This window comes from Pseudoxanthomonas sp. CF125 (assembly GCF_900104085.1).
In the GTDB taxonomy this organism is placed as follows: domain Bacteria; phylum Pseudomonadota; class Gammaproteobacteria; order Xanthomonadales; family Xanthomonadaceae; genus Pseudoxanthomonas_A.
Genome location: NZ_FNLD01000001.1, coordinates 583,759 through 603,944, shown reverse-complemented (window position 1 = coordinate 603,944; position 20,186 = coordinate 583,759). Strand labels below are relative to the sequence as shown.

At 64.0% G+C, this 20,186-nt stretch carries 13 protein-coding genes; all 13 read right to left on the bottom strand.

All coding sequences use genetic code 11. From position 1 onward, the window contains the following. Window positions 1-67: 67 nt before the first annotated feature. Window positions 68-3,013: a VIT domain-containing protein gene (locus BLR66_RS02715; RefSeq protein ID WP_093280091.1), complete on the bottom strand. Its 2,946-nt coding sequence runs from the start codon at window positions 3,011-3,013 to the stop codon at window positions 68-70. Between the two features lie 105 nt (window positions 3,014-3,118). Further along, window positions 3,119-4,843 carry a single-stranded-DNA-specific exonuclease RecJ gene (gene recJ, locus BLR66_RS02710; protein ID WP_255402271.1) on the bottom strand — a complete coding sequence of 575 codons (1,725 nt, stop codon included), beginning with the start codon at window positions 4,841-4,843 and terminating at the stop codon, window positions 3,119-3,121. A 1-nt stretch (window position 4,844) separates the two neighbouring features. Next, window positions 4,845-5,765 carry a phosphoglycerate mutase gene (locus tag BLR66_RS02705; RefSeq protein ID WP_093280089.1) on the bottom strand — a complete coding sequence of 307 codons (921 nt, stop codon included), beginning with the start codon at window positions 5,763-5,765 and terminating at the stop codon, window positions 4,845-4,847. An 11-nt stretch (window positions 5,766-5,776) separates the two neighbouring features. After that, entirely contained in the window at window positions 5,777-6,241 is a 465-nt protein-coding gene (gene greA, locus BLR66_RS02700; RefSeq protein ID WP_176943811.1) for a transcription elongation factor GreA, read from the bottom strand. Window positions 6,242-6,249: 8 nt separating this feature from the next. Further along, the gene (carB, locus tag BLR66_RS02695) at window positions 6,250-9,495 is read right to left on the bottom strand and encodes a carbamoyl-phosphate synthase large subunit (protein ID WP_093280087.1); all 3,246 of its coding nucleotides are present in this window, start codon (window positions 9,493-9,495) and stop codon (window positions 6,250-6,252) included. A gap of 17 nt (window positions 9,496-9,512) precedes the next feature. Continuing rightward, window positions 9,513-11,417: a S9 family peptidase gene (locus BLR66_RS02690; protein ID WP_176943740.1), complete on the bottom strand. Its 1,905-nt coding sequence runs from the start codon at window positions 11,415-11,417 to the stop codon at window positions 9,513-9,515. A 94-nt stretch (window positions 11,418-11,511) separates the two neighbouring features. Then, window positions 11,512-12,636 carry a glutamine-hydrolyzing carbamoyl-phosphate synthase small subunit gene (gene carA / locus BLR66_RS02685; RefSeq protein WP_093280085.1) on the bottom strand — a complete coding sequence of 375 codons (1,125 nt, stop codon included), beginning with the start codon at window positions 12,634-12,636 and terminating at the stop codon, window positions 11,512-11,514. 182 nt (window positions 12,637-12,818) lie between these two features. Next, entirely contained in the window at window positions 12,819-13,535 is a 717-nt protein-coding gene (dapB, locus tag BLR66_RS02680; protein ID WP_093280084.1) for a 4-hydroxy-tetrahydrodipicolinate reductase, read from the bottom strand. 22 nt (window positions 13,536-13,557) lie between these two features. Next, a complete protein-coding gene (locus BLR66_RS02675; RefSeq protein ID WP_093280083.1) occupies window positions 13,558-14,763 on the bottom strand; it encodes an aminotransferase-like domain-containing protein in 1,206 nt (401 codons plus the stop codon). 403 nt (window positions 14,764-15,166) lie between these two features. Next, on the bottom strand, window positions 15,167-16,294 hold the full coding sequence (gene dnaJ / locus BLR66_RS02670) for a molecular chaperone DnaJ (protein ID WP_093280082.1): 1,128 nt from the start codon (window positions 16,292-16,294) through the stop codon (window positions 15,167-15,169). A 144-nt stretch (window positions 16,295-16,438) separates the two neighbouring features. Next, the gene (gene dnaK / locus BLR66_RS02665; protein ID WP_093280081.1) at window positions 16,439-18,355 is read right to left on the bottom strand and encodes a molecular chaperone DnaK; all 1,917 of its coding nucleotides are present in this window, start codon (window positions 18,353-18,355) and stop codon (window positions 16,439-16,441) included. A gap of 178 nt (window positions 18,356-18,533) precedes the next feature. Then, the gene (grpE, locus tag BLR66_RS02660) at window positions 18,534-19,064 is read right to left on the bottom strand and encodes a nucleotide exchange factor GrpE (RefSeq protein WP_093280080.1); all 531 of its coding nucleotides are present in this window, start codon (window positions 19,062-19,064) and stop codon (window positions 18,534-18,536) included. Between the two features lie 50 nt (window positions 19,065-19,114). Further along, the gene (hrcA, locus tag BLR66_RS02655; protein ID WP_093280079.1) at window positions 19,115-20,164 is read right to left on the bottom strand and encodes a heat-inducible transcriptional repressor HrcA; all 1,050 of its coding nucleotides are present in this window, start codon (window positions 20,162-20,164) and stop codon (window positions 19,115-19,117) included. Window positions 20,165-20,186: the final 22 nt, after the last annotated feature.

Genomic DNA, 20,186 nt, shown 5'->3' with positions numbered 1-20,186 from the left:
GGAACAAGCACGGCTCCGGTGGCAGCGAATCGATGCGGAGACCCGGAGTCTCCGCATAGGTGGTGGATCACTTGACCTCGAACTCTCCCACCAGCACCGTTTCCGCCTGCTCCTTCAAACGCATGGTGACTAGCTGTTCCTTGGCCTTACCGCTGCCGAAGTGGGTGGTGAGTTTGAGTTGCAGAGTGGTGGTGCCGGTAACCAGCTGCTGGCGATCGCCGAAGAAGTTGGCTTCCACCTTGTACTTGCCCGGCTTGGCATCGCGCAGCGAGAACTCTTCCGGCCCGTACCCGCCGGTGAAGTCGTCGGACATCAGTCCGCCCTGGTAGGTGTGCGGGTTGCTGTAATAGCACCGCTCGCCGTTGGGATCGGTGACCCAGAGGTCCATGTCGCTGTTGTCGCTGTCCCAGCTCAGCACCACGCGCAGGTCGAGCGGCAGGTTCCTGAGTAGTCGCGGGTCCACGCGACGGGTGTCCGGGCGTTGCTTCGCATTGGCCGCAATGTCGTTGAGTTCGGCCAGGGCGATCAGCTTGACTCCGTCGAAACGGCCGTCCCATTGGCGTTTGACCACTTCGTACAGCTGGTCAATGGCCGCCTGCGATTTTCCGACCGCCGCATACGCCAGCCCCAGGTCGCGGAAACTCTGGGGCTCTTCCTCCCCAAAGCGCTTGACCTGTTCGAATACGGGCACCGCCAGGGCCGGCTGCCTGGCCTGCATCAGGCGATAGGCGAGCACGCGGAGCACATGGCGGTTCTCCAGATCCAGTTCGGCCAGGTTCGATAGCACGCGCAGCGCGAGCGCCTGCTGGCCTTTCTGGAACAACAGATCGGCCACATCCAAGTAGAAGGCGGTGCTGTTGATGTGGGAGTCGCGTTCGTCCAGGTAGAGGGCGTAGATGCGATCCTCGGGCGCTTCGCGCAGGCGGCGTGCGTAGGCTGAATCCGGTTCCCATGCCTGCAAGGCGATGCTGATATCGCCCGAGTTGCTGCCATCTTTTTTGCTTTCCGCAATCCCGTCCTCGCTCAAGCGGGCGGCGGTGACCTGGATCCTGTCCAGGCTGTTCCCGTCGGCGTAGCCATCGGCAGCAGCGACAGCGGCCGGCTGCGCCTGGTCGGGGGCAGGCATCGGTTCTGGCGGCGGGCTCTCGACCGGCGCCGCCGGGGCATAGGCGATCGCTGCCACTGGAACTGTCTCCTGAATGTTTTTCTCGGGCTGGCCTTTGGGCCAGCCGTTCTTCCACCACTCTATTTTCTGCCCGAAGGCAACGGCTACTTCGTCGATGCGTTCTTTCTCCGAACTCGCCATCTCCTTCGTCCGCTGCGATTTCAGTTCGGTATAAGCGGTCAGCAATTCCTGTGGCGGCTCAATCTCGTTAGTCACGTAGTCTTGCACTGTCTCCAGCACGATCAGCGAGGTTTCGGCGGTCACCATGCCGAACTGCTGGCCAAGGCGTCGGATGCTGGCACGGTTGGTTTCCGGGTCGCCGGACAGGCCGTCGATCTGATAACCGGCCCAAAGCTGTGCGATGGGTCCGCTAGCAGCGGCTTCGCTCGCCTCCACGGGCAACGCCAACGATTGCGTGCGGCCTTGGCCGTCACGGTATTGCAGCTGGAGCTTGCCGCCGTTGCCACGCAGCCGCCCGGCGATACGGAACATGCCGTTGCGCGGCGTTGCCGATTCGTGCGCCAGCGCTTCGCCGCCGACCAATGTTTCGGAGAGCAATCGCGGGCTCTCTTCCAGCAAGGCCTTCTTCGCCACCTCCAAGCCGGAAGCGCCGATGGCGATCAGGCTTCCACCGCTAGCCTCGGACCATGCGCGCAAACGCTGGCCATCGGCATTGGCGCCTGCCGCATGCAGCGCATAAAGACGCTGGTTGGCATCGACTTTGGGGAAGGGTTGCGCGCCATAGTTGTCGAGGCCATCGCTGAAAAGCAGATATTCCCCGATCCCGGCCTGCGGTTTCCAATCGCCGAGGTTGCTCGCGCCGTCGTAGATCGTGCCCAGCAGCGATGTTTTCAATGCGGACCAATCGCCGCCGCGTACGCTGAAATCCTCGGCCGTATCGGCATGGTCGCGCAGACGCACCAACGAAACTTCGATCGCGCCGGCGGCCTTGAAGTAGGCGTCCAACACGGCCAGCTCGCTGGCGATGTCGCGCTTGCGCGCGGAGGCCGAACTATCCCATAGCAGACCCATGCGCTTGGGCAAGGCGCGCGGCGCCGCGGTTTCCCGCACCGGAACTTCAGCGAGGAAGTAGGTGCTGCCATCGAATTCCTGCGTATAAACCTGCGGGCCTGCCGCCGTGGGCAAGCTTAGGGTCAGGTCGCCACTGCCCTTGAAGCTGGTGCGGCGCACATCCGCGACCCAACCCCTGCCATTGCGCTCGAACTCGACCTTACCCAGCGCGCCGACCGCCATCGGTTTGCCGCTGAAGCCTTGGGCGGCGATACGCAGCGAAAGCGTTTCGACGCCTTCGGCATAGCCGAGCGGCAACGACAGACGCATGCCCTTGCCCTCGCGCGACAGGCTTTCGACGTAGCGCAGCTGCACGCGGCGGCTGCCGTTGGCGGGAATGGGAAAAATGCGCAGCTTGAAGTGATTGCCCACGGTCTGTTCCAGCAACGCCGGATCCACCCGTTGGCGTTCGATGGCCTCGAACACCTGTCGGCCCTTGGCTTTGTCCACCGGCACTGCCGGACGCAGCTTGCCGTCGAAATCCAGCGCGAAGCCGGTGACGTTCTGCCCATCGCGCAACGGGAAATCCAGGTTCCCTTCCAGCGGCCGCGCATTCGGATTGAAAAACACCATTTCGACCGTGGTCTGTGCCATACCGCCCATCACGACGGTGTCGATATCCACCGAACGCAGCACGACCGGCGTCTCGGCGCCGCTGACCTGAAGCAATGGCGGAGTACGCGGCGCGGTGAGGTTCTGTGCCGTGCCCAATGTAGCGAAGGCCACGCAGGCGAAACTTGCGATCCAGAGGAATACGGGCTTGGCGATCCTGCGCATGATTATCTGTTTGTCCTGGGATAGGTGAGCCGACAAACGTGCGGCTTCCGGAAACGGGGTTGATGGGCTGCTTCGATGACGGACCCATGCGGAGCCCACCCGGCTCTACAGGGCTTCGCGGTGTTCTACGATCAACTGGATGGCGTTGCCGCCACGGTAGTCGTCGGGCACCAGGCGATAGGCGATCCGCAGGCGCGGCTCGGGTTCTTGCTCGCGCCAGCCGCCGAAATGGATGGCATTGAGAGGTTCGCGGCGGCCCTCTGCGCGCAGGGCCAGCTTGAGGTGGCGTTCGCCGACCACGCGCCAGTCGATTACTTCGAACACGCCATCGAACAGCGGCTCGCCATAGCCCTGCCCCCACGGCCCGCCGTTGCGCAGCGCCTCGGCGTTGGCTGCGGCGAACTCCTCCGCCGACAGTTCGCCGTCGCTGAGCAGTTCCGCATGCAGCATCGCTGGGTCCATCATCGCTTCGACCTGTCCGCGGAAGGCGGCCTGGAAGCGGGCGAATTCGCTTTCTTCCAGACTGAGCCCCGCCGCCATGGCGTGGCCGCCGAACTTGCCCATCAATCCCGGATGCGCGGCATCCACATTGGCCAGCGCGTCGCGGATGTGGAAGCCGGGAATGGAACGGGCCGAGCCGCGCAGGCTGCTGCTGCCGGGCTCCGAAGGTGCGAAGGCGATCACCGGGCGGTGCAGCTTTTCCTTCATCTTCGATGCCACCAGACCGACTACGCCTGGATGCCATTCCGCATCGAACAGGCACACTGCGATCGGCGTCTGCAGATCGCCCTGGCTCTCGATTCGTTCCATGGCGGCTTCGGCTTCGTCCACCATCTGCTGTTGCACGCCACGGCGTTCTGCGTTGATGCCGTTCAATATCTGAGCGAGCTCGTAGGCCTGGGTGGCGTCGTCGCTGAGCAGGCATTCGATGCCGATGGCCATGTCTTCCAGACGCCCGGCGGCATTGAGCCGCGGCCCGATGGCGAAACCTATGTCGGCAGTCGTCAGGCGTGCGGCCTCACGGCCGGACACTTCGATGAGCGCGCGCAGTCCGGCGCATCCCTGTCCTGCGCGCAGTCGTCGCAGCCCGGCGCCGACCAGGGCGCGATTGTTGACGTCCAGCGGAACGAGATCGGCGATGGTGCCTACTGCGACCAAGTCGAGCAACGTGGAAAGGTCAGGCTCGCCTTGTGTCAACGCTCCCTGCTCGCGCAGTTTCTTCCGCAACGCCAACAGCACATAGAACATCACCCCCACGCCGGCCAGCATCTTGCTGGGGAACGCATCGCCGCGCAGATTGGGATTGACGATGGCGTCGGCCGGCGGCAGCGCCTCACCGGGGAGATGGTGATCGGTGACCAGCACCTTCCAGCCCAAGGCCTTGGCTGCCGCAATGCCCGCATGGCAGGCGATGCCGTGGTCGACGGTCACCAGCAGATCGGGCTGCAGCCCGGCGAGTTCGCCTACCAGCGCCGGCGACAGGCCGTAGCCGTGCAACATGCGGTTGGGCACCGCCGGGGTCACGCGCGTGGCGCCGAGCATGCGCAGCCCACGCACGCCCACCGCGCAGGCGGTGGCGCCGTCGCAGTCGAAGTCGCCGACCACGACGATATGACTGTTCGCCGCTATCGCATCTGCGAGCAAGGCGGTGGCTTCCGTCAGCCCGCCCAGGGTTTCGGGTGGCAGCAGTTGTGCCAACTTCGGCTGCGCCTGTTCCAGGCTGGTGGCGCCGCGCCCGGCGTAGATGCGGCGCAACAGCGGCGAAAAGTTCTCCGGCCAGCTTCCCGTCGCGTCGATCTGGCGTCGACGGATCCTTGGGGTTTGGGCCACGTTACAGCTTCGCCAACGGCCTGCGCCAGAATCGCCAGCGCTGGTCGCGGCGCAGGTGGAAAATCGCGCCATCCTCGAAGTCGAGCGTCAGCGATTGCAGTTCGCGCTTGCGCACCGCTTCCAGTAGGGGTTGCACGGCCTCGTGGGCGACCAGGTCCAGATCGCGCAGATGGCGCAGGTCGACCAGCGCATCGACTTCCCCGCCATCATCGGCCGTAGCCGACACTCCCGCGGCGCCGGCCAATGCGCGCAGCAGGATCTCATTGCCTTTGACCTGTTTGTAATGCGTGCGCACGAAATCCGGCAGCGTGCCTGCGCCCCAGAACCACAGGGAATTGACCGCCGGTTTACCCAGCGATGCGCGCATGGCGTTCCAGGGATGGTTGTGCAGGACCACTTGGGTTTCGGTGAGCAACGCGCGCCAGCGGCGTCCCAGGTCGCCTTCGGGCAGATGCACGAACAGGTCTTCGCCCAGTACTTCGTCGGGCGCGGCGAACGCCGGCAGTTTCGATTCGCGCGGAAGGCGCAGGTACCAGCGCGAAGGCCGCGGCGCATCCAGGGCGAACCCGGCATCGCCGAACAACGGCCGCAGCGCCGGCAGCAACTGGGCGCTATCTTCAGCGGTGAGCGCCAACGCCTCGCCATGCGAAAGCATCCGCGCCCCGCCCATGTCCGGCGCCACATGCGCGGGATCCACCCGCAGCCACGACGACTGCGCGGCATCGCCGGCATCCAGCTGCCGGGTAAGCGCTGCGACCGGCCAGTGGTCCGGGATCAGCTGGAAATGACGGCGCAACTGTTCGCTTTCGCCTGCAGAGCCGCTCTGGCGATCGGCCTGCGCCAGCGCCTTGGCGAACGCCGCCGGCAACGGCCGGCCCGCGAACCGCGAACGCGCGGACAGCAGCAGCGTTGCCGAGGCCATCGGTGGTTCGCTCAGCCCGCGTACGCGACGCTGACGATTTCGTACTCGCGCTGGCCGGCGGGCGCGTCGATGACCACCGAATCGCCTTCGTTCTTGCCGATCAGGGCACGGGCCAGCGGCGAGGAAATGGCGATCATGGCCAGCTTGATGTCCGCTTCCAGGTCACCGACGATCTGGTACTTCTTCTCTTCGTCGGTTTCCACATCGGCCAGGGTCACGGTGGCGCCGAAGACCACGCGCGAACCGGCGTTGAGCTGGGCCACGTCGATGACTTCTGCGTGCGAAAGCTCGCCTTCCAACTGCTTGATGCGGCCTTCGATGAAGCTCTGCTGCTCGCGCGCGGCGTGGTACTCGGCGTTTTCCTTCAGGTCGCCGTGCGCACGCGCTTCGGCGATGGCGGTGATGACCTCGGGACGCTTCACCGATTTCAGCTGGTCCAGCTCGTCGCGCAAACGTTGCGCGCCTTTCATTGTCAGTGGCGCTCTCATTGCCCTTGCAGCTCCTTGTGCAGTTCCTGCAGCGCCCAGACGGGGCCGGTGCCGCGGAACTCCAGCGAATGCACCAACGCGCGCGCGCCGGCGATGGTGGTGGAATAGGTCACGCGATGCTGGAGGGCTTCGCGCCGGATCGAGAACGAGTCGGAAATCGCCTGACGTCCTTCGGTCGTGTTGACGATATACACGATTTCGCCGTTCTTGATCAGGTCCACGATGTGCGGCCGGCCTTCGACCACCTTGTTGATCTGCTCGCAGGCATGACCGTTCTGCTGCAGCCAGGCGCAGGTACCGCGGGTGGCCACCAGCGTGTAGCCGCGTTCGATCAGGTCCTTGGCCACCGGCAGCACGCGGGATTTGTCGGGATCTCGTACCGACAGGAATACCTTGCCCACCGGCGGCGCCTTGATGCCGCCGGCTTCCTGCGCGCGCGCGAAGGCGGCGCCGAAATTGCGGCCGACGCCCATCACCTCGCCGGTGGAACGCATCTCCGGGCCAAGGATCGGGTCGACGCCCTGGAACTTGGCGAACGGGAAGATGGCTTCCTTGACCGAATAGTAGTGCGGCACGATTTCCTTCACCGCACCCTGCTCTGCCAGCGATTTTCCGGCCATGCAGCGCGCAGCGATCTTGGCCAGCGGCATGCCGGTGGCCTTGGACACGAACGGGACCGTGCGCGAGGCGCGCGGGTTCACTTCCAGCAGGAAGATGGTGTCATCGCCATTGTCGCCGGTCTGGATGGCGAACTGCGTGTTCATCAGGCCGACCACATTGAGCGCCTTGGCCAGCTCAACCACCTGGCGGCGCAGTTCGGCTTGCGTTTTGGCTGACAGCGAATAAGGCGGCAGCGAGCACGACGAGTCGCCGGAATGCACGCCGGCTTCCTCGATGTGCTCCATCACCCCACCCACCAGCACCGCACCGGTGCTGTCGGCGATGATGTCCACGTCCACTTCCACCGCATTGTCCAGGAAGCGGTCCAGCAGCACCGGCGAGTCGTTGGAAACCTTGACCGCGTCGCGCACATAGCGGGCCAGATCGGATTCGCCGTAGACGATTTCCATGGCGCGGCCGCCGAGCACGTAGGACGGGCGCACCACCAGCGGGTAGCCGATCTCGCGTGCCAGCACCAGCGCTTCCTGGTCGTTGCGGGCGATGCGGTTGGGCGGCTGCTTCAGGCCCAGCTTCTCGACCAGCTGCTGGAAGCGTTCGCGGTCTTCGGCCAGATCGATGGAATCGGGCGAGGTACCGATCACCGGCACGCCGTTGGCTTCCAGCGCCTGCGCCAGTTTCAGCGGGGTCTGGCCGCCGTACTGCACGATCACGCCCTTGGGCTTCTCCAGCTCCACGATCTCCAGCACGTCTTCGAGCGTCAGTGGCTCGAAGTACAGGCGGTCGGAGGTGTCGTAGTCGGTGGAGACAGTTTCCGGGTTGCAGTTGACCATGATGGTTTCGTAACCATCCTCGCGCAGCGCGAGCGCCGCGTGCACGCAGCAGTAGTCGAACTCGATGCCCTGGCCGATGCGGTTGGGTCCGCCGCCAAGGATCATGATCTTGTCGCGGCCGGTCGGCTCGGCTTCGCACTCGTCCTCGTAGGTCGAGTACAGGTAGGCCGTGCTGGTGGAGAACTCCGCCGCGCAGGAATCCACGCGTTTGTAGACCGGCCTGACTTTGAGCGTGCGGCGCAGGTTGCGTACTGCGCCCTCATCGGTGCTGGCCAGTTGCGCCAGGCGCGCATCGGAGAAACCGGCGCGCTTGAGCTTGCGCAGGCGCGCCGCATCCAGCGATCCGAGGCCTGCTGCGGCAAGCTGCTTTTCTTCGGCGATGATTTCCTCGATCTGATCCAGGAACCAGGGATCGATGAACGACAGCGCGTGCACGTCTTCCACGCTCATTCCGGCGCGGAACGCATCGGCCACGTAGAACAGGCGTTCCGGGCCGGGTTCCTTCATCTCGCGGCGCAACGTGGCTAGGTCATCGGCGTTGGACAGATCCAGGCCGGTCGGGTCCAGGCCCACTTTGCCGGTTTCCAGTCCGCGCAAGGCTTTCTGCAGCGATTCCTGGAAGGTGCGGCCCATCGCCATCACCTCGCCCACCGATTTCATCTGCGTGGTCAAGCGCGCATCGGCGGCGGGGAATTTCTCGAAGGCGAAGCGCGGGATCTTGGTGACCACGTAGTCGATGGCTGGCTCGAACGAAGCCGGGGTCAGCCCGCCGGTGATTTCGTTGCGCAGCTCATCCAGCGTATAGCCCACGGCGAGCTTGGCGGCGACCTTGGCGATGGGGAAGCCGGTGGCCTTGGAAGCCAACGCCGACGAACGCGACACGCGTGGATTCATTTCGATCACCACCACGCGGCCGGTCTGCGCGTTGATGCCGAACTGCACGTTGGAACCGCCGGTGTCCACGCCGATCTTGCGCAGCACCGCGATGGACGCATCGCGCAGGCGCTGGTATTCCTTGTCGGTCAGGGTCTGCGCCGGAGCCACGGTGATCGAGTCGCCGGTGTGCACGCCCATCGGGTCCAGGTTTTCGATGGAGCAGACGATGATGCAGTTGTCCGCGGTGTCGCGGACCACTTCCATCTCGAATTCCTTCCAGCCCAGCACCGATTCTTCCACCAGCACTTCGCTGGTGGGCGAGAGTTCCAGGCCGCGATTGACGATCTCGATCAGCTCTTCGCGGTTGTAGGCGATGCCGCCGCCGCTGCCGCCCAGGGTGAAACTGGGGCGGATGATGGTGGGATAGCCCACGCGCGTCTGGATGTCGAGCGCCTGCTCCAGCGAGCGCGCGACTTCGGCCTTCGGGCATTCAAGGCCGATCTCCTTCATCGCCACGCGGAACAGTTCGCGGTCCTCGGCCATCATGATCGCTTCGCGCTTGGCGCCGATCAGTTCGACGCCGTACTTCTCCAGCACCCCGTTGTCGGCCAGGTCCAGCGCGCAGTTGAGTGCGGTCTGTCCGCCCATGGTGGGCAACAGCGCGTCGGGCTTTTCCTTGGCGATGATCTTCTCGACCATCTGCCAGGTGATCGGCTCGATGTAGACCGCATCGGCCATTTCCGGGTCGGTCATGATGGTGGCCGGGTTGCTGTTGACCAGCACCACCCGGTAGCCCTCGTCCCTAAGCGCCTTGCAGGCCTGCGCGCCCGAATAATCGAATTCGCAGGCCTGGCCGATGACGATGGGGCCTGCGCCGATGATCAGGATGGTTTTGAGGTCGCTACGCTTGGGCATGGGGTTCGCTTTCCGGATTACTTGGCGACTTGCGCGGATGCGCTTGCCGGACCGATGTACTTGTCGAAGAAGACAAGCATCTTGGTATAAAGGTTGATCTGGTTGCCCAGGTCCTGAAACCCGTGGGCTTCTTTCTTTTCGACGATCACTTCCTCAGGCTGCTTGCCGACCGATTTCAGCTGACTGATCAGGAAGTTCATGTTTTTAATAGGCACGCGCACATCCTTCTCGCCCTGCACCAGCATGATGGGCACTTTGATGCGGTCGACCCCATATGCGGGCGACTGCGCCCGGCGCTCGCCTACAGTCGTTGGATAGACGTCGTTGAGATAGCTCTGGCCGGCCTTGATCTCTGCGGTATCGCTGGCGGTCCGTTGGATATCCAGATCGTAGACACCCACATAGCCCACCGTGCACTTGTAGAGGTCGGGCTCGCGCACGACACTCATCAAGGCGGCGTAGCCGCCATAGGAAGCGCCGTAAATGCAGACGCGGTTGCGATCGGCGATGCCCTGACCGATGGCCCACTTGACCGAATCGGTCAGATCGTCCTGCATGGTGGTGCCCCACTTCCGGTATCCGGCGCGCTCGAAGGCGTTGCCATAGCCGCCGGAACCACGATAGTTGATCTGCAACACGGCATAGCCGCGGTTGGCGAACAGCTGCACTTCCGGATTGAAATGCCACTCATCGCGGGGGCCGTGCGGGCCGCCGTGCGGATTGACGATGAGCGGAAGGTTCTTGCCATCGCTGCCGTTGGGAATGGTCAGATAGCCATGCAGCACCAAGCCGTCGCGTGCCTTGACCTCAATGGGCTTCATGATCGACATCTCGGCGGGCTTGATCCAGTCGCGGCTCGCTGTCAGGAACTTGGCTTTCCCCGTTTCGCGGTCGAACATGAAGGCTTCGCTGGGTGCGGTATCGGAATACGCACGCAGACCGATGTACCGCCCATCCTGGGTCGTATCGAGAAATGTCACAGCCTTGCCTGGGAATGCCTTCACCAAGCCTGCGTAGACCTTGGTTTCGGGGTGGTCCGGCGCGACGAAATCCCAATATGGGATTCCATCTTCGTAAAAGACGGCCAGCAGCGTTTTTTCATCGGAGCTCCACAAATAGTCAGAAGGACTGACTGTGCCGTTATTGGACAGCTGTTCTTCCTCGCGCGTATCCAGGTTCAGCAAGACTATCGATTCGGGCTTTCCGTCCACGCCCTTGGCGACGTAGACGCGTTTGTTGTCCGCGGCAAAGCCCAAGGGGCGGTAGGTAGCGCCGCCACGCTCGCTTTCGTGTATCTGCGTCCATTTTTCGCCGTCGCGGCGATAAGTCAGCGAACGGCCGTCATCCATTTCACCAGAGACATAGCGCACTTTGCCGTCATGGTCGAGCAAGAAACTGCCGTACCGCACGGGGGCGGTGGCAACGGTCGTGATCTTGCCGTTGTTGACATTGAGTTTGAACAGGAACGCGCTCTCCACCGAGCGCTGAACCAGCACTGTGTCGGGATCGGACGGCGTGAGATCGAGTATGTCGTAATAGTTTCCGTTCGGAATATCGATGCGCCCGCCGCCATCGATATTGGAAGCGTACAGGTCCGCTTTCCCGGTCTCGAAATCGAACTTGCCAGTCTTGAAACCAACGCGGAACAGCAGACGGTTGTTGTTCGCCCACAGCACTTCGCGGAAATGACGGTTCTCGCCGTAGTCCCACTTGCCCACCAATCCTTGGTCCGACACACGCAACACGGCCAGCACCGTTCGGTCCGCCTGGGGCACCGTGACAGCCATGTGCTTGCCATCGGGCGAGAGCGTGACGGAAGAAAACTCCGGATCCTTGAAGAAATCCTGGATGGGCACCTCGCGTGCCATCAGCAGCGAAGGAAGCAATACCAGCATCAAGGCCAATCGACTAAGCAACTTCATATCCAATTCCCTTTTTGAATTCCAAACGCGGCTTGCATGCCGTTCTCTAGTCACTCTTCCAACATCCATCGCAAATCACCGCTGCGGCGCTGCGTCATGCCGCAGCGCCCATCGATGCCACGAATCGATCGAACAGTGGGCTTACATCGCGCGGCCCCGGCGAAGCTTCCGGATGCCCCTGAAACGAGAACGCCGGCGCATCGGTCAACTCGATGCCTTGGTTGGTGCCGTCGAACAGCGAGCGATGGGTCACGCGCACATTGGCCGGCAGCGTCGTTTCATCGACCGCGAAGCCGTGGTTCTGCGAAGTGATCATCACCCGGCCGCTATCGAGATCCTGCACCGGGTGGTTGGCGCCGTGGTGGCCGTGGCCCATCTTCAAGGTCTTGGCGCCTGCTGCGAGCGCAAGCAACTGGTGGCCCAGGCAGATGCCGAAGGTCGGGATCTTCATGGCGACGAACTCGCCGATCGCGGCGATCGCGTAATCGCACGGTTCCGGATCGCCGGGACCATTGGACAGGAACACGCCGTCGGGCTTGAGCGCCAGCGCATCCGCAGCGGAGGTCTGCGCAGGTACCACGGTCACTTCGCAGCCGCGCTCGGCCAGCATGCGCAGGATGTTCAGTTTGACGCCGAAATCGTAGGCAACGACTTTGAATTTGGCCTGTGCGTTGACGGGAATCCCCGTATCCAGATTCAGTTGCCCGTCTTTCCACGGGTAACTCTGGGTAGTGGAAACCACCTTGGCCAGGTCCATGCCCTTCAGGCCGGGGAACTTGCGCGCGGCTTCAAGGGCCGCTTCGACATCGATCCCGCCGGCCATCAGCGCGCCGTTCTGCGAACCGCGATCGCGCAGGATGCGGGTCAGCTTGCGGGTGTCGATGCCGGCGATGGCCACCACGTTGCGCTGCGCCAGCCATTCGGGCAGCGCCTGCTGGTTGCGCCAGTTGCTGGGGCGGCGCGGCACGTCGCGCACGATCAGGCCGGCGGACCAGACCTGGCGCGCTTCGTCGTCCTGGTCCGTGCAGCCGGTGTTGCCGATATGGGGATAGGTCAAAGTGACCAGTTGGCGGGCGTAGGAGGGATCGGTGAGGACTTCCTGATAGCCGGTCATGGCAGTGTTGAACACCACCTCGCCTGCGGAAAGGCCACTCGCGCCTACGGATTCGCCCTCGAATACGGTGCCGTCTTCGAGTACGAGGATTGCGGGTTGGGTCACTGGGCTCGCCTTGGGGGTGAAGGAACCCTGTCCCTCCAACTTGCGGCTGCAAGAAACCGCGAACTCGGTATTTCTCCGGTCCGTGGCGGTGGGTATCAGGCGAGCGAGAATTGTACGGGCGCGGGGTCGCGGGCGCCAGTCGTTTTTTCAGCAACCGGGCGAAACCGGCACGGACTTGGCGCTCAGTTCAGCAAATCCCGCACCCGGTAGGCCGCAGCAGGCTTGCCGGCAATGCGCGAGGCCGCGTGCAAAGCGCCGCGGGCGAAAATATCGCGGTTGCCGGCCCGGTGCACCAATTCCAGGCGTTCGCCCAGGCCGGTGAACTGGACCGTGTGCTCGCCCACGATATCGCCAGCTCGCAGGCTGGCGTAGTTGACCTTTGCGCCGTTGGCGGTCGCGGCTTCGCCCAGGGTCAAAGCTGTGCCGGAGGGAGCATCTTTCTTCTGGTTGTGATGGGCTTCGACCACATCGCAATCCCAGCCCGGCAAGGCCGCCGCGGCGCGCTCCACCAGTTCGGTCAGCACCGCCACGCCCAGGCTGAAATTGGAAGCCCAGACCAGCGGGATCTTTTTTGCGGCCTCGTCCAGAGCGGCACGCTGCGCATCGCTCAGTCCGGTGGTTCCCGACACCAGCGCGGCACCACGGGCCACGCATAGGTCGAGCACCGGGTCGAAGCCCTCCGGCAGGCTGAAATCGATGGCGACGTCGAATGCGGGAACCCCGGACAGTTCCTTCGCTGCGAAAAAAGGCACACCATCGATTACCCGTTGCGCAGGCGACTTGCGGGTAACGGCGGCAACCACCTGGCAACCGCCCTGCCCCGCGCACAAGCGCAGCAGGGCCTCGCCCATGCGCCCGGAAGCGCCGTGGATCAGCAGTCGCACCGTTTGTTCGCTCATGCGTAGCTGCCCGCGTTCCGGCTCAAGCGGCCGCGGGCCGCGCGAGCGCGGCGATTTCCGCCTTCAGCAGCGCGCCGAGTTTCTGCATGCCGATCTCGATCTTCTCCGCAGGCACGGTAACGAAGGACAGGCGCAGCGTGTTCGCCTGCGGGTCGACCGCATAGAACGGCGCGCCGGGTACGAAAGCCACGTTCTGCTCGATGGCCTTGGCCAGCAGCGTGCCGCTGTCCACGCCCTTGGGCAGATTGACCCAGATGAACATGCCGCCGGCCGGCTGGTTCCAACTGGCTTCCGAGGGGAAATAACGGTCCAGCGCGGCCAGCATCAACTCGCACTGCTTCGCGTACAGAGTGCGAATGGTGGGAATGTGGGCGTCCAGGAAGCCGTCCTGCACGGCTTCATACACGATGCGCTGCGAGAACGACGGCGTATGCAGATCGGCCGCCTGCTTGGCCTGCACCAGCTTGCCGTGCAGTTCTTCAGGCGCGACCACGAAGCCCAGGCGCAAGCCCGGTGCCAGCACCTTGGAGAACGAGCCCATGTAGATCACGTTTTCCGGAGCCATCGACAGCAGGCTGGGCAGCGCGTCGCCGCTGTAGCAGAGCTCGCCATAGGGGTCGTCCTCGACTACCGGCACGCCGGCAGCGATGGCCTTTTCCAGCAGCGCCTTGCGGCGTTCCAGCGGCAGGCGGCGTCCGGTGGGATTCTGGAAATTGGGCAGGCAGTACATGAAACGCGCGCCCGTCAGCTGTTCGGCCGTCAACGCATCGGTGACGATGCCGTCCTCGTCGGTTTCCATCGCCGAGAACGCCGGCTGGAACAGCGAGAACGCCTGCAGCGCACCCAGGTAGCTGGGGGTTTCCACCAGCACCTTACTGCCTTCGTCGATCAGCACTTTGCCCAGCAGGTCCAGGCCCTGCTGCGAACCGGTGGTGATCAGCACCTGGCTGGCGCGGATCGCCGCGCCGTTCTGGCTGAGCCGCGCAGCGACCCACTCGCGCAACGGCGTATAGCCCTCGGTGGGACCGTACTGCAGCGCAGCCTGCGGGGCTTCGTCCAGCACCTTGGTGCAGGCCCAGCGCATGCGCTCGATGGGGAAGGTATCCGGCGACGGCAGGCCGCCGGCGAAGGAAATCACCTCCGGGCGCTCGGTCACTTTCAGAATTTCACGGATCGCCGAGCTGGTGAGGCCCTGGGCGCGCTTGGAGATGCGGATAGAGGTAGTCATGGACCAAGTTTACCGGGTTCTGGCGGCTAGCCGTGAGCACGGACCTGACCGGGCTTCAGCGCCCTTGGAGTCGTCTGGACGAAGTCCACTCATCTAAATCTCAGGCCCAGCCGATAGCTCGAAAAAAGCTTGGCTTCACGACGTATCGGCAACCTCACTTCAATGTCGTTGTGAACGACCGATTCGCGTGCAAACGCATGCGTTGCAAACGCGTGTGGATTCACGTCATTGTGCGGCGGCTCCCGCTTCTGTCTCCCCCTTTGCAAAAGGGGGATTGAGGGGGATTTGCTCTTCGCGGGGAGCCTGCTGGAGATCAAGTTCAAAAGCAAATCCCCCTAGCCCCCTCTTTTTCAAAGGAGGGAATGCAATGGCTAGGGGTTTTCGGTATCGCCTGCGCTATGGCTCAGGACGTCATCCGGTCCCAGAACGACTTCACTCCATCCAGGAACGTAGCCGACTTGGGCGAATGCCTGCGCGCATCCTCGCCGGTGAAGGTCGCCTCGAACTTCTCCATCAGCTCGCGCTGTTCGGCGGTCAGGTTGACTGGCGTTTCCACCGCCACCCGGCAGAACAGGTCGCCGGTGCTGCGGCTACGCACGGATTTCACGCCCTTGCCGCGCAGGCGGAACAGCTTGCCGGTCTGGGTTTCGGCGGGAATGCGGATTTCCGCCTCGCCGTCCAGAGTGGGCACGCGCACCGTGTCGCCCAGCGCGGCTTGCGAAATGCGGATGGGCACTTCGCAGTGCAGGTCGTCGCCGTCGCGCTGGAAGATATCGTGCTCGCGCACACGCACTTCTACGTACAGATCGCCCGGCGGAGTGCCGACGGGCCCGGCTTCGCCCTCGCCCGCCAGACGGATACGGTCGCCGTTGTCGACGCCCGCGGGAATCTTTACCGACAGGACCTTCTCTTCTTCCACCCGGCCGGCGCCATGGCAGGTCTTGCAGGGGTTGCGGATGATCTGGCCGCGGCCACCGCAGTGCGGACAGGCCTGCTGCATGGCGAAGATGCCGCGCTGCATGCGCACCTGGCCGCGACCGCCGCAGGTGCTGCAGGTTTCGGTCTTGCCGTCTTCCGAACCGGAGCCATGGCAAGGCTCGCAGGCAGCGAGCGTGGGAATCTCGATGCGCTTTTCGATGCCGGCGACGGCTTCTTCCAGGTCCAGCTCCATCACGTAGCCGACATCGGCGCCACGGCGCGCGGCACGTGCCCCGCCGCCTCCGCCGAAGATATTGCCGAAAATATCGCCGAAAATGTCGCCCATATCGGCCGGGTTGGGTCCCGCACCGCCGCCGCCCATGCCGTGCTCGAACGCAGCATGCCCGTGCTGGTCATACATGCGGCGCTTGCCGCCGTCGGACAGCACTTCGTAGGCCTCCTTGCATTCCTTGAACGCGGCTTCCGCGGCGGAGTCGCCGGGATTGCGGTCGGGGTGGTGCTTCATCGCACAGCGACGGTAAGCCTTCTTCAGCTCTTCTTCGCTGGCGTTGCGGGCCACGCCCAGGACTTCGTAGTAGTCGCGCTTGCTCATGTAGCCGGGAATCGGAAATAGGGAGTGGGGAATGGTCTAAAGCAAGTTCCGTACAACGGACACAAGAACGGGGAACCGGGCGCCAGGGCATGCGTGGCGGAGCCTCGCATTTCCAATTCCCGATTCCCCATCCTCTATTCCCGCTTACTTCTTTTCGTCTTCTTTGACTTCGGTGAACTCGGCATCCACCACGTCGTCGCCCGCGCCCGACTGCGGGCCCGTGCCGGCGTCGCCGGGCTGCGAAGCAGTGGCGGCAGCTGCGTACAGCGACTGGCCGGCTTCTTCCAGGCTCTTGGTCTTGGCTTCGATCTGGCCCTTGTCGTCGCCCTTCATGGCGGTCTCAAGGTCGGCCAACGCCGCTTCGACATTGCCGATGACGCTGCCATCGACCTTGCTGCCGTGCTCGGTGATGGCGCTGCGGGTGGCGTGGATCAGGCTGTCGGCCTGGTTGCGCGCCTGCACCAGCTCGTGGAACTTCTGGTCCTCTTCGCGGTGCGCTTCGGCGTCGGCCACCATCTGCGCGATCTCGGCTTCGGACAGGCCCGAACCGGACTTGATCTCGACCTTCTGTTCCTTGTTGGTCTTCTTGTCCTTGGCGCTGACGTGGATGATGCCGTTGGCGTCGATGTCGAAGGACACTTCCACCTGCGGCAGGCCGCGCGGGGCCGGCTCGATGCCGGACAGGTCGAACTTGGCCATCGACTTGTTGAAGCGGGCCTGCTCGCGTTCGCCCTGCAGCACGTGCACGGTCACCGCGGACTGGTTGTCTTCGGCAGTCGAAAAAGTCTGCGAAGCCTTGGTCGGAATGGTGGTGTTCTTCTCGATGATCTTGGTGAACACGCCGCCCAGGGTTTCGATGCCCAGGCTCAGCGGGGTCACGTCCAGCAGCAGCACGTCCTTGACGTCGCCGCCCAGCACGCCGCCCTGGATCGCGGCGCCCAAGGCGACGGCTTCATCCGGGTTGACGTCCTTGCGCGGTTCCTTGCCGAAGAACTCGGTCACCGCCGCCTGCACCTTGGGCATGCGGGTCTGGCCGCCGACCAGGATCACTTCGCCGATGTCGCTGGTGCGCAGGCCGGCGTCGTTCATGGCGATGCGGCACGGCTCGATGGTCTTCTTGATCAGGTCTTCAACCAGGGCTTCCAGCTTGGCGCGGGTCAGCTTGATGTTGAGGTGCTTCGGGCCCGAGGCATCTGCAGTGACGTACGGCAGGTTCACTTCGGTCTGCTGCGAGGACGACAGCTCGATCTTGGCGCGCTCGGCCGCGTCCTTCAGGCGCTGCAGGGCCAAAGGATCCTTGCGCAGGTCGATGCCCTGGTCCTTCTGGAATTCTTCAACGAGGTAGTCGATGACGCGCTTGTCGAAGTCTTCGCCGCCCAGGAAGGTGTCGCCGTTGGTGGCCAGCACTTCGAACTGCTTCTCGCCGTCGACGTTGGCGATCTCGATCACTGATACGTCGAAGGTGCCGCCGCCCAGGTCGTAGACCACGATCTTGCGGTCGCCGCCATCCTTGTCCAGGCCGTAGGCCAGCGCGGCCGCGGTGGGTTCATTGATGATGCGCTTGACGTCAAGGCCGGCGATCTTGCCGGCGTCCTTGGTCGCCTGGCGCTGGCTGTCGTTGAAGTAGGCCGGTACGGTGATCACGGCTTCGGTGACGGTTTCGCCGAGGAAGGCTTCAGCCGTCTTCTTCATTTTTTCCAGGATCCGCGCGGAGATTTCCTGTGCGGACAGCTTCTTGCCGTCGGAGGTGGTCACCCAGGCGTCGCCGTTGTCGTGCTGGACGATGCCGTAGGAAACCAAGCCGATGTCCTTCTGCACTTCGGCGTCGGTGAACTTGCGGCCGATCAGGCGCTTCACCGCGTAGAAGGTGTTCTTGGGGTTGGTGACGGCCTGGCGCTTGGCCGAGGCGCCCACCAGCACTTCGCCGTCCTTGGTGTAGGCGACGATGGAGGGCGTGGTGCGGTCGCCTTCCGAATTTTCGATGACGCGGGCTTTGCCGCCGTCCATGATCGCCACGCACGAGTTGGTCGTGCCCAGGTCGATGCCGATGATCTTGCCCATGTTGCTTGCTCCCTAAAAGGTCTGTCTTTGGCCGGCCATGCGCCGGGTTATGGATGGAATGTGGGGTTTGCGACGTTCAGTTCAAGAGTTCTGCGTGGGAGCGGCGTCCCGCCGCGAGCTTTTGGACGACCGATTTGCTGAATGAAGAGCTCGCGGCGGGACGCCGCTCCCACGTGTTTCAGTCGTGCTTGGCCACCACCACGAGGGCGGGTCGCAGCAGGCGGTCGTTGAGCAGGTAGCCCTTCTGAAATACCTGCACCACGCTGTCCGGGGCCGCGCCAGGCGCTTCCACATGGCTGACGGCCTGGTGGTATTCCGGGTTGAATGCCTCGCCGGTGGGGTCGATCATGCTCAAGCCATTATCCGCGGCGACTTTCAACAACTGACGGAAGGTCAGCTCCAGGCCGTCATGCAACGGACCGGGTTCCTTGCCTGCCGCAGCCAGGCCAGCATCCAGGCTATCGAAGACCGGCAGCAGGTCCGACAGCAGGCGCTCATTGGCGAATTTGCGCAGCTGCTCCAGGTCGCGGCTGACGCGCTTGCGCTGGTTTTCCAGATCGGCGCGTTCGCGCAGGACATCGGCGCGGGTCTGTTCCAACTCGGCGCGCAGGTGCTCTACTTCGTTGGCCAGCTGGGCTTCAAGATTGTTTTCCTCGCCTTCGGACACATCGTCGGGCGCGGAATCGGATTGGTTTTGGCTGTGGGTCATGCGGGCTTCCGTGGCGGGCCGTCCTCGGTAACGGACGGCGTAAGACGAACCTATGGGGTCGGCGCTTCAGGATTCAAGGCGGAGCCCAGCGCATCGGCGGCGGCCTGAACCACCGGAATCACCCTTTCATATGCCATCCGGGTAGGCCCGATCACCCCCAGCACGCCCAGCACCTGCCCGCCGGCGATATACGGCGCGGTCACCACCGAGACCCCGTCCAGCGGGGCCAGGCCGGTTTCCTCGCCGATGAAGATGCGCACGCCCGGGGCCTGCAGAGTCCGTTCCAGCAACTGCAGGATCTCGCGCTTGCGGGCGAAGGTCTCGAACAGCTCCCGCAACCGGTCCAGGTCCGAGAGGTCCTGCACGCCGATCAGCCGGGTCTGCCCGGTCAGCACCATGTCCTCGCCAGCCGGAACGAAGGCGTGTTCGGCCAGCTCCACTGTATGGGCCAGCAGCCCCTCCATCTCGGACTGGGCATTGCGCAGGTCGCGCAGCAGCGTGGCGCGTATTTCGGACAATGGCCGGCCCGCGAAATTGGAATTCAGGTAATTGGCGACCCGCTCCAATTCGGAAGGGTCGTAGGTGCGGCGCGGCTCGATCACCCGGTTCTGCACGTCGTTGTCGGCGAACACCAGGATCGCCAGCACCCGGCGCCCGTCCAACGGTACGAAGTCGATATGGCGGAAGGCGAACTGCTCGCGCTTGGGGGCGCTGACCACGCCGACGAAATGGGTCATGGCCGAGAGCAGTTCCGAGGCGTTACCCAGCAGCGCCTGGGTGCCGACGCCCGCCGGCAATTCGGAGCGCAAGCGCGCCACTTCGCCCTCGCCCAGCGGCTTCATCTGCACCAGGCTATCCACGAACATGCGGTAGCCCTGCGCGGTGGGTATGCGCCCGGCCGAGGTGTGCGGCGAGACCAGCAGGCCGATTTCCTCCAGGTCGCCCAGGATGTTGCGGATGGTGGCGGCGCTGACGTCCAGTCCCGCATGCTTGGCCAGCGTTTGCGAGCCGACGGGCTCGCCATCGCGGATATAGCGCGAGATCAGCGTGCGCAGCAGATGCCGGGCACGGGGATCGAGGGAGACGGGCTGGGACGACATGCGGGATAGATAGCCCCAGCCG

Excerpts from the sequence above, each read along its gene's own strand:
- BLR66_RS02715 (WP_093280091.1), bottom strand. The coding sequence starts at position 3,013 with ATGCGCAGGATCGCCAAGCCCGTATTCCTCTGGATCGCAAGTTTCGCC.
- BLR66_RS02705 (WP_093280089.1), bottom strand. The coding sequence starts at position 5,765 with ATGGCCTCGGCAACGCTGCTGCTGTCCGCGCGTTCGCGGTTCGCGGGC.
- carB (WP_093280087.1), bottom strand. The coding sequence starts at position 9,495 with ATGCCCAAGCGTAGCGACCTCAAAACCATCCTGATCATCGGCGCAGGC.
- BLR66_RS02690 (WP_176943740.1), bottom strand. The coding sequence starts at position 11,417 with ATGAAGTTGCTTAGTCGATTGGCCTTGATGCTGGTATTGCTTCCTTCG.
- dapB (WP_093280084.1), bottom strand. The coding sequence starts at position 13,535 with ATGAGCGAACAAACGGTGCGACTGCTGATCCACGGCGCTTCCGGGCGC.
- BLR66_RS02675 (WP_093280083.1), bottom strand. The coding sequence starts at position 14,763 with ATGACTACCTCTATCCGCATCTCCAAGCGCGCCCAGGGCCTCACCAGC.
- dnaJ (WP_093280082.1), bottom strand. The coding sequence starts at position 16,294 with ATGAGCAAGCGCGACTACTACGAAGTCCTGGGCGTGGCCCGCAACGCC.
- dnaK (WP_093280081.1), bottom strand. The coding sequence starts at position 18,355 with ATGGGCAAGATCATCGGCATCGACCTGGGCACGACCAACTCGTGCGTG.
- grpE (WP_093280080.1), bottom strand. The coding sequence starts at position 19,064 with ATGACCCACAGCCAAAACCAATCCGATTCCGCGCCCGACGATGTGTCC.
- hrcA (WP_093280079.1), bottom strand. The coding sequence starts at position 20,164 with ATGTCGTCCCAGCCCGTCTCCCTCGATCCCCGTGCCCGGCATCTGCTG.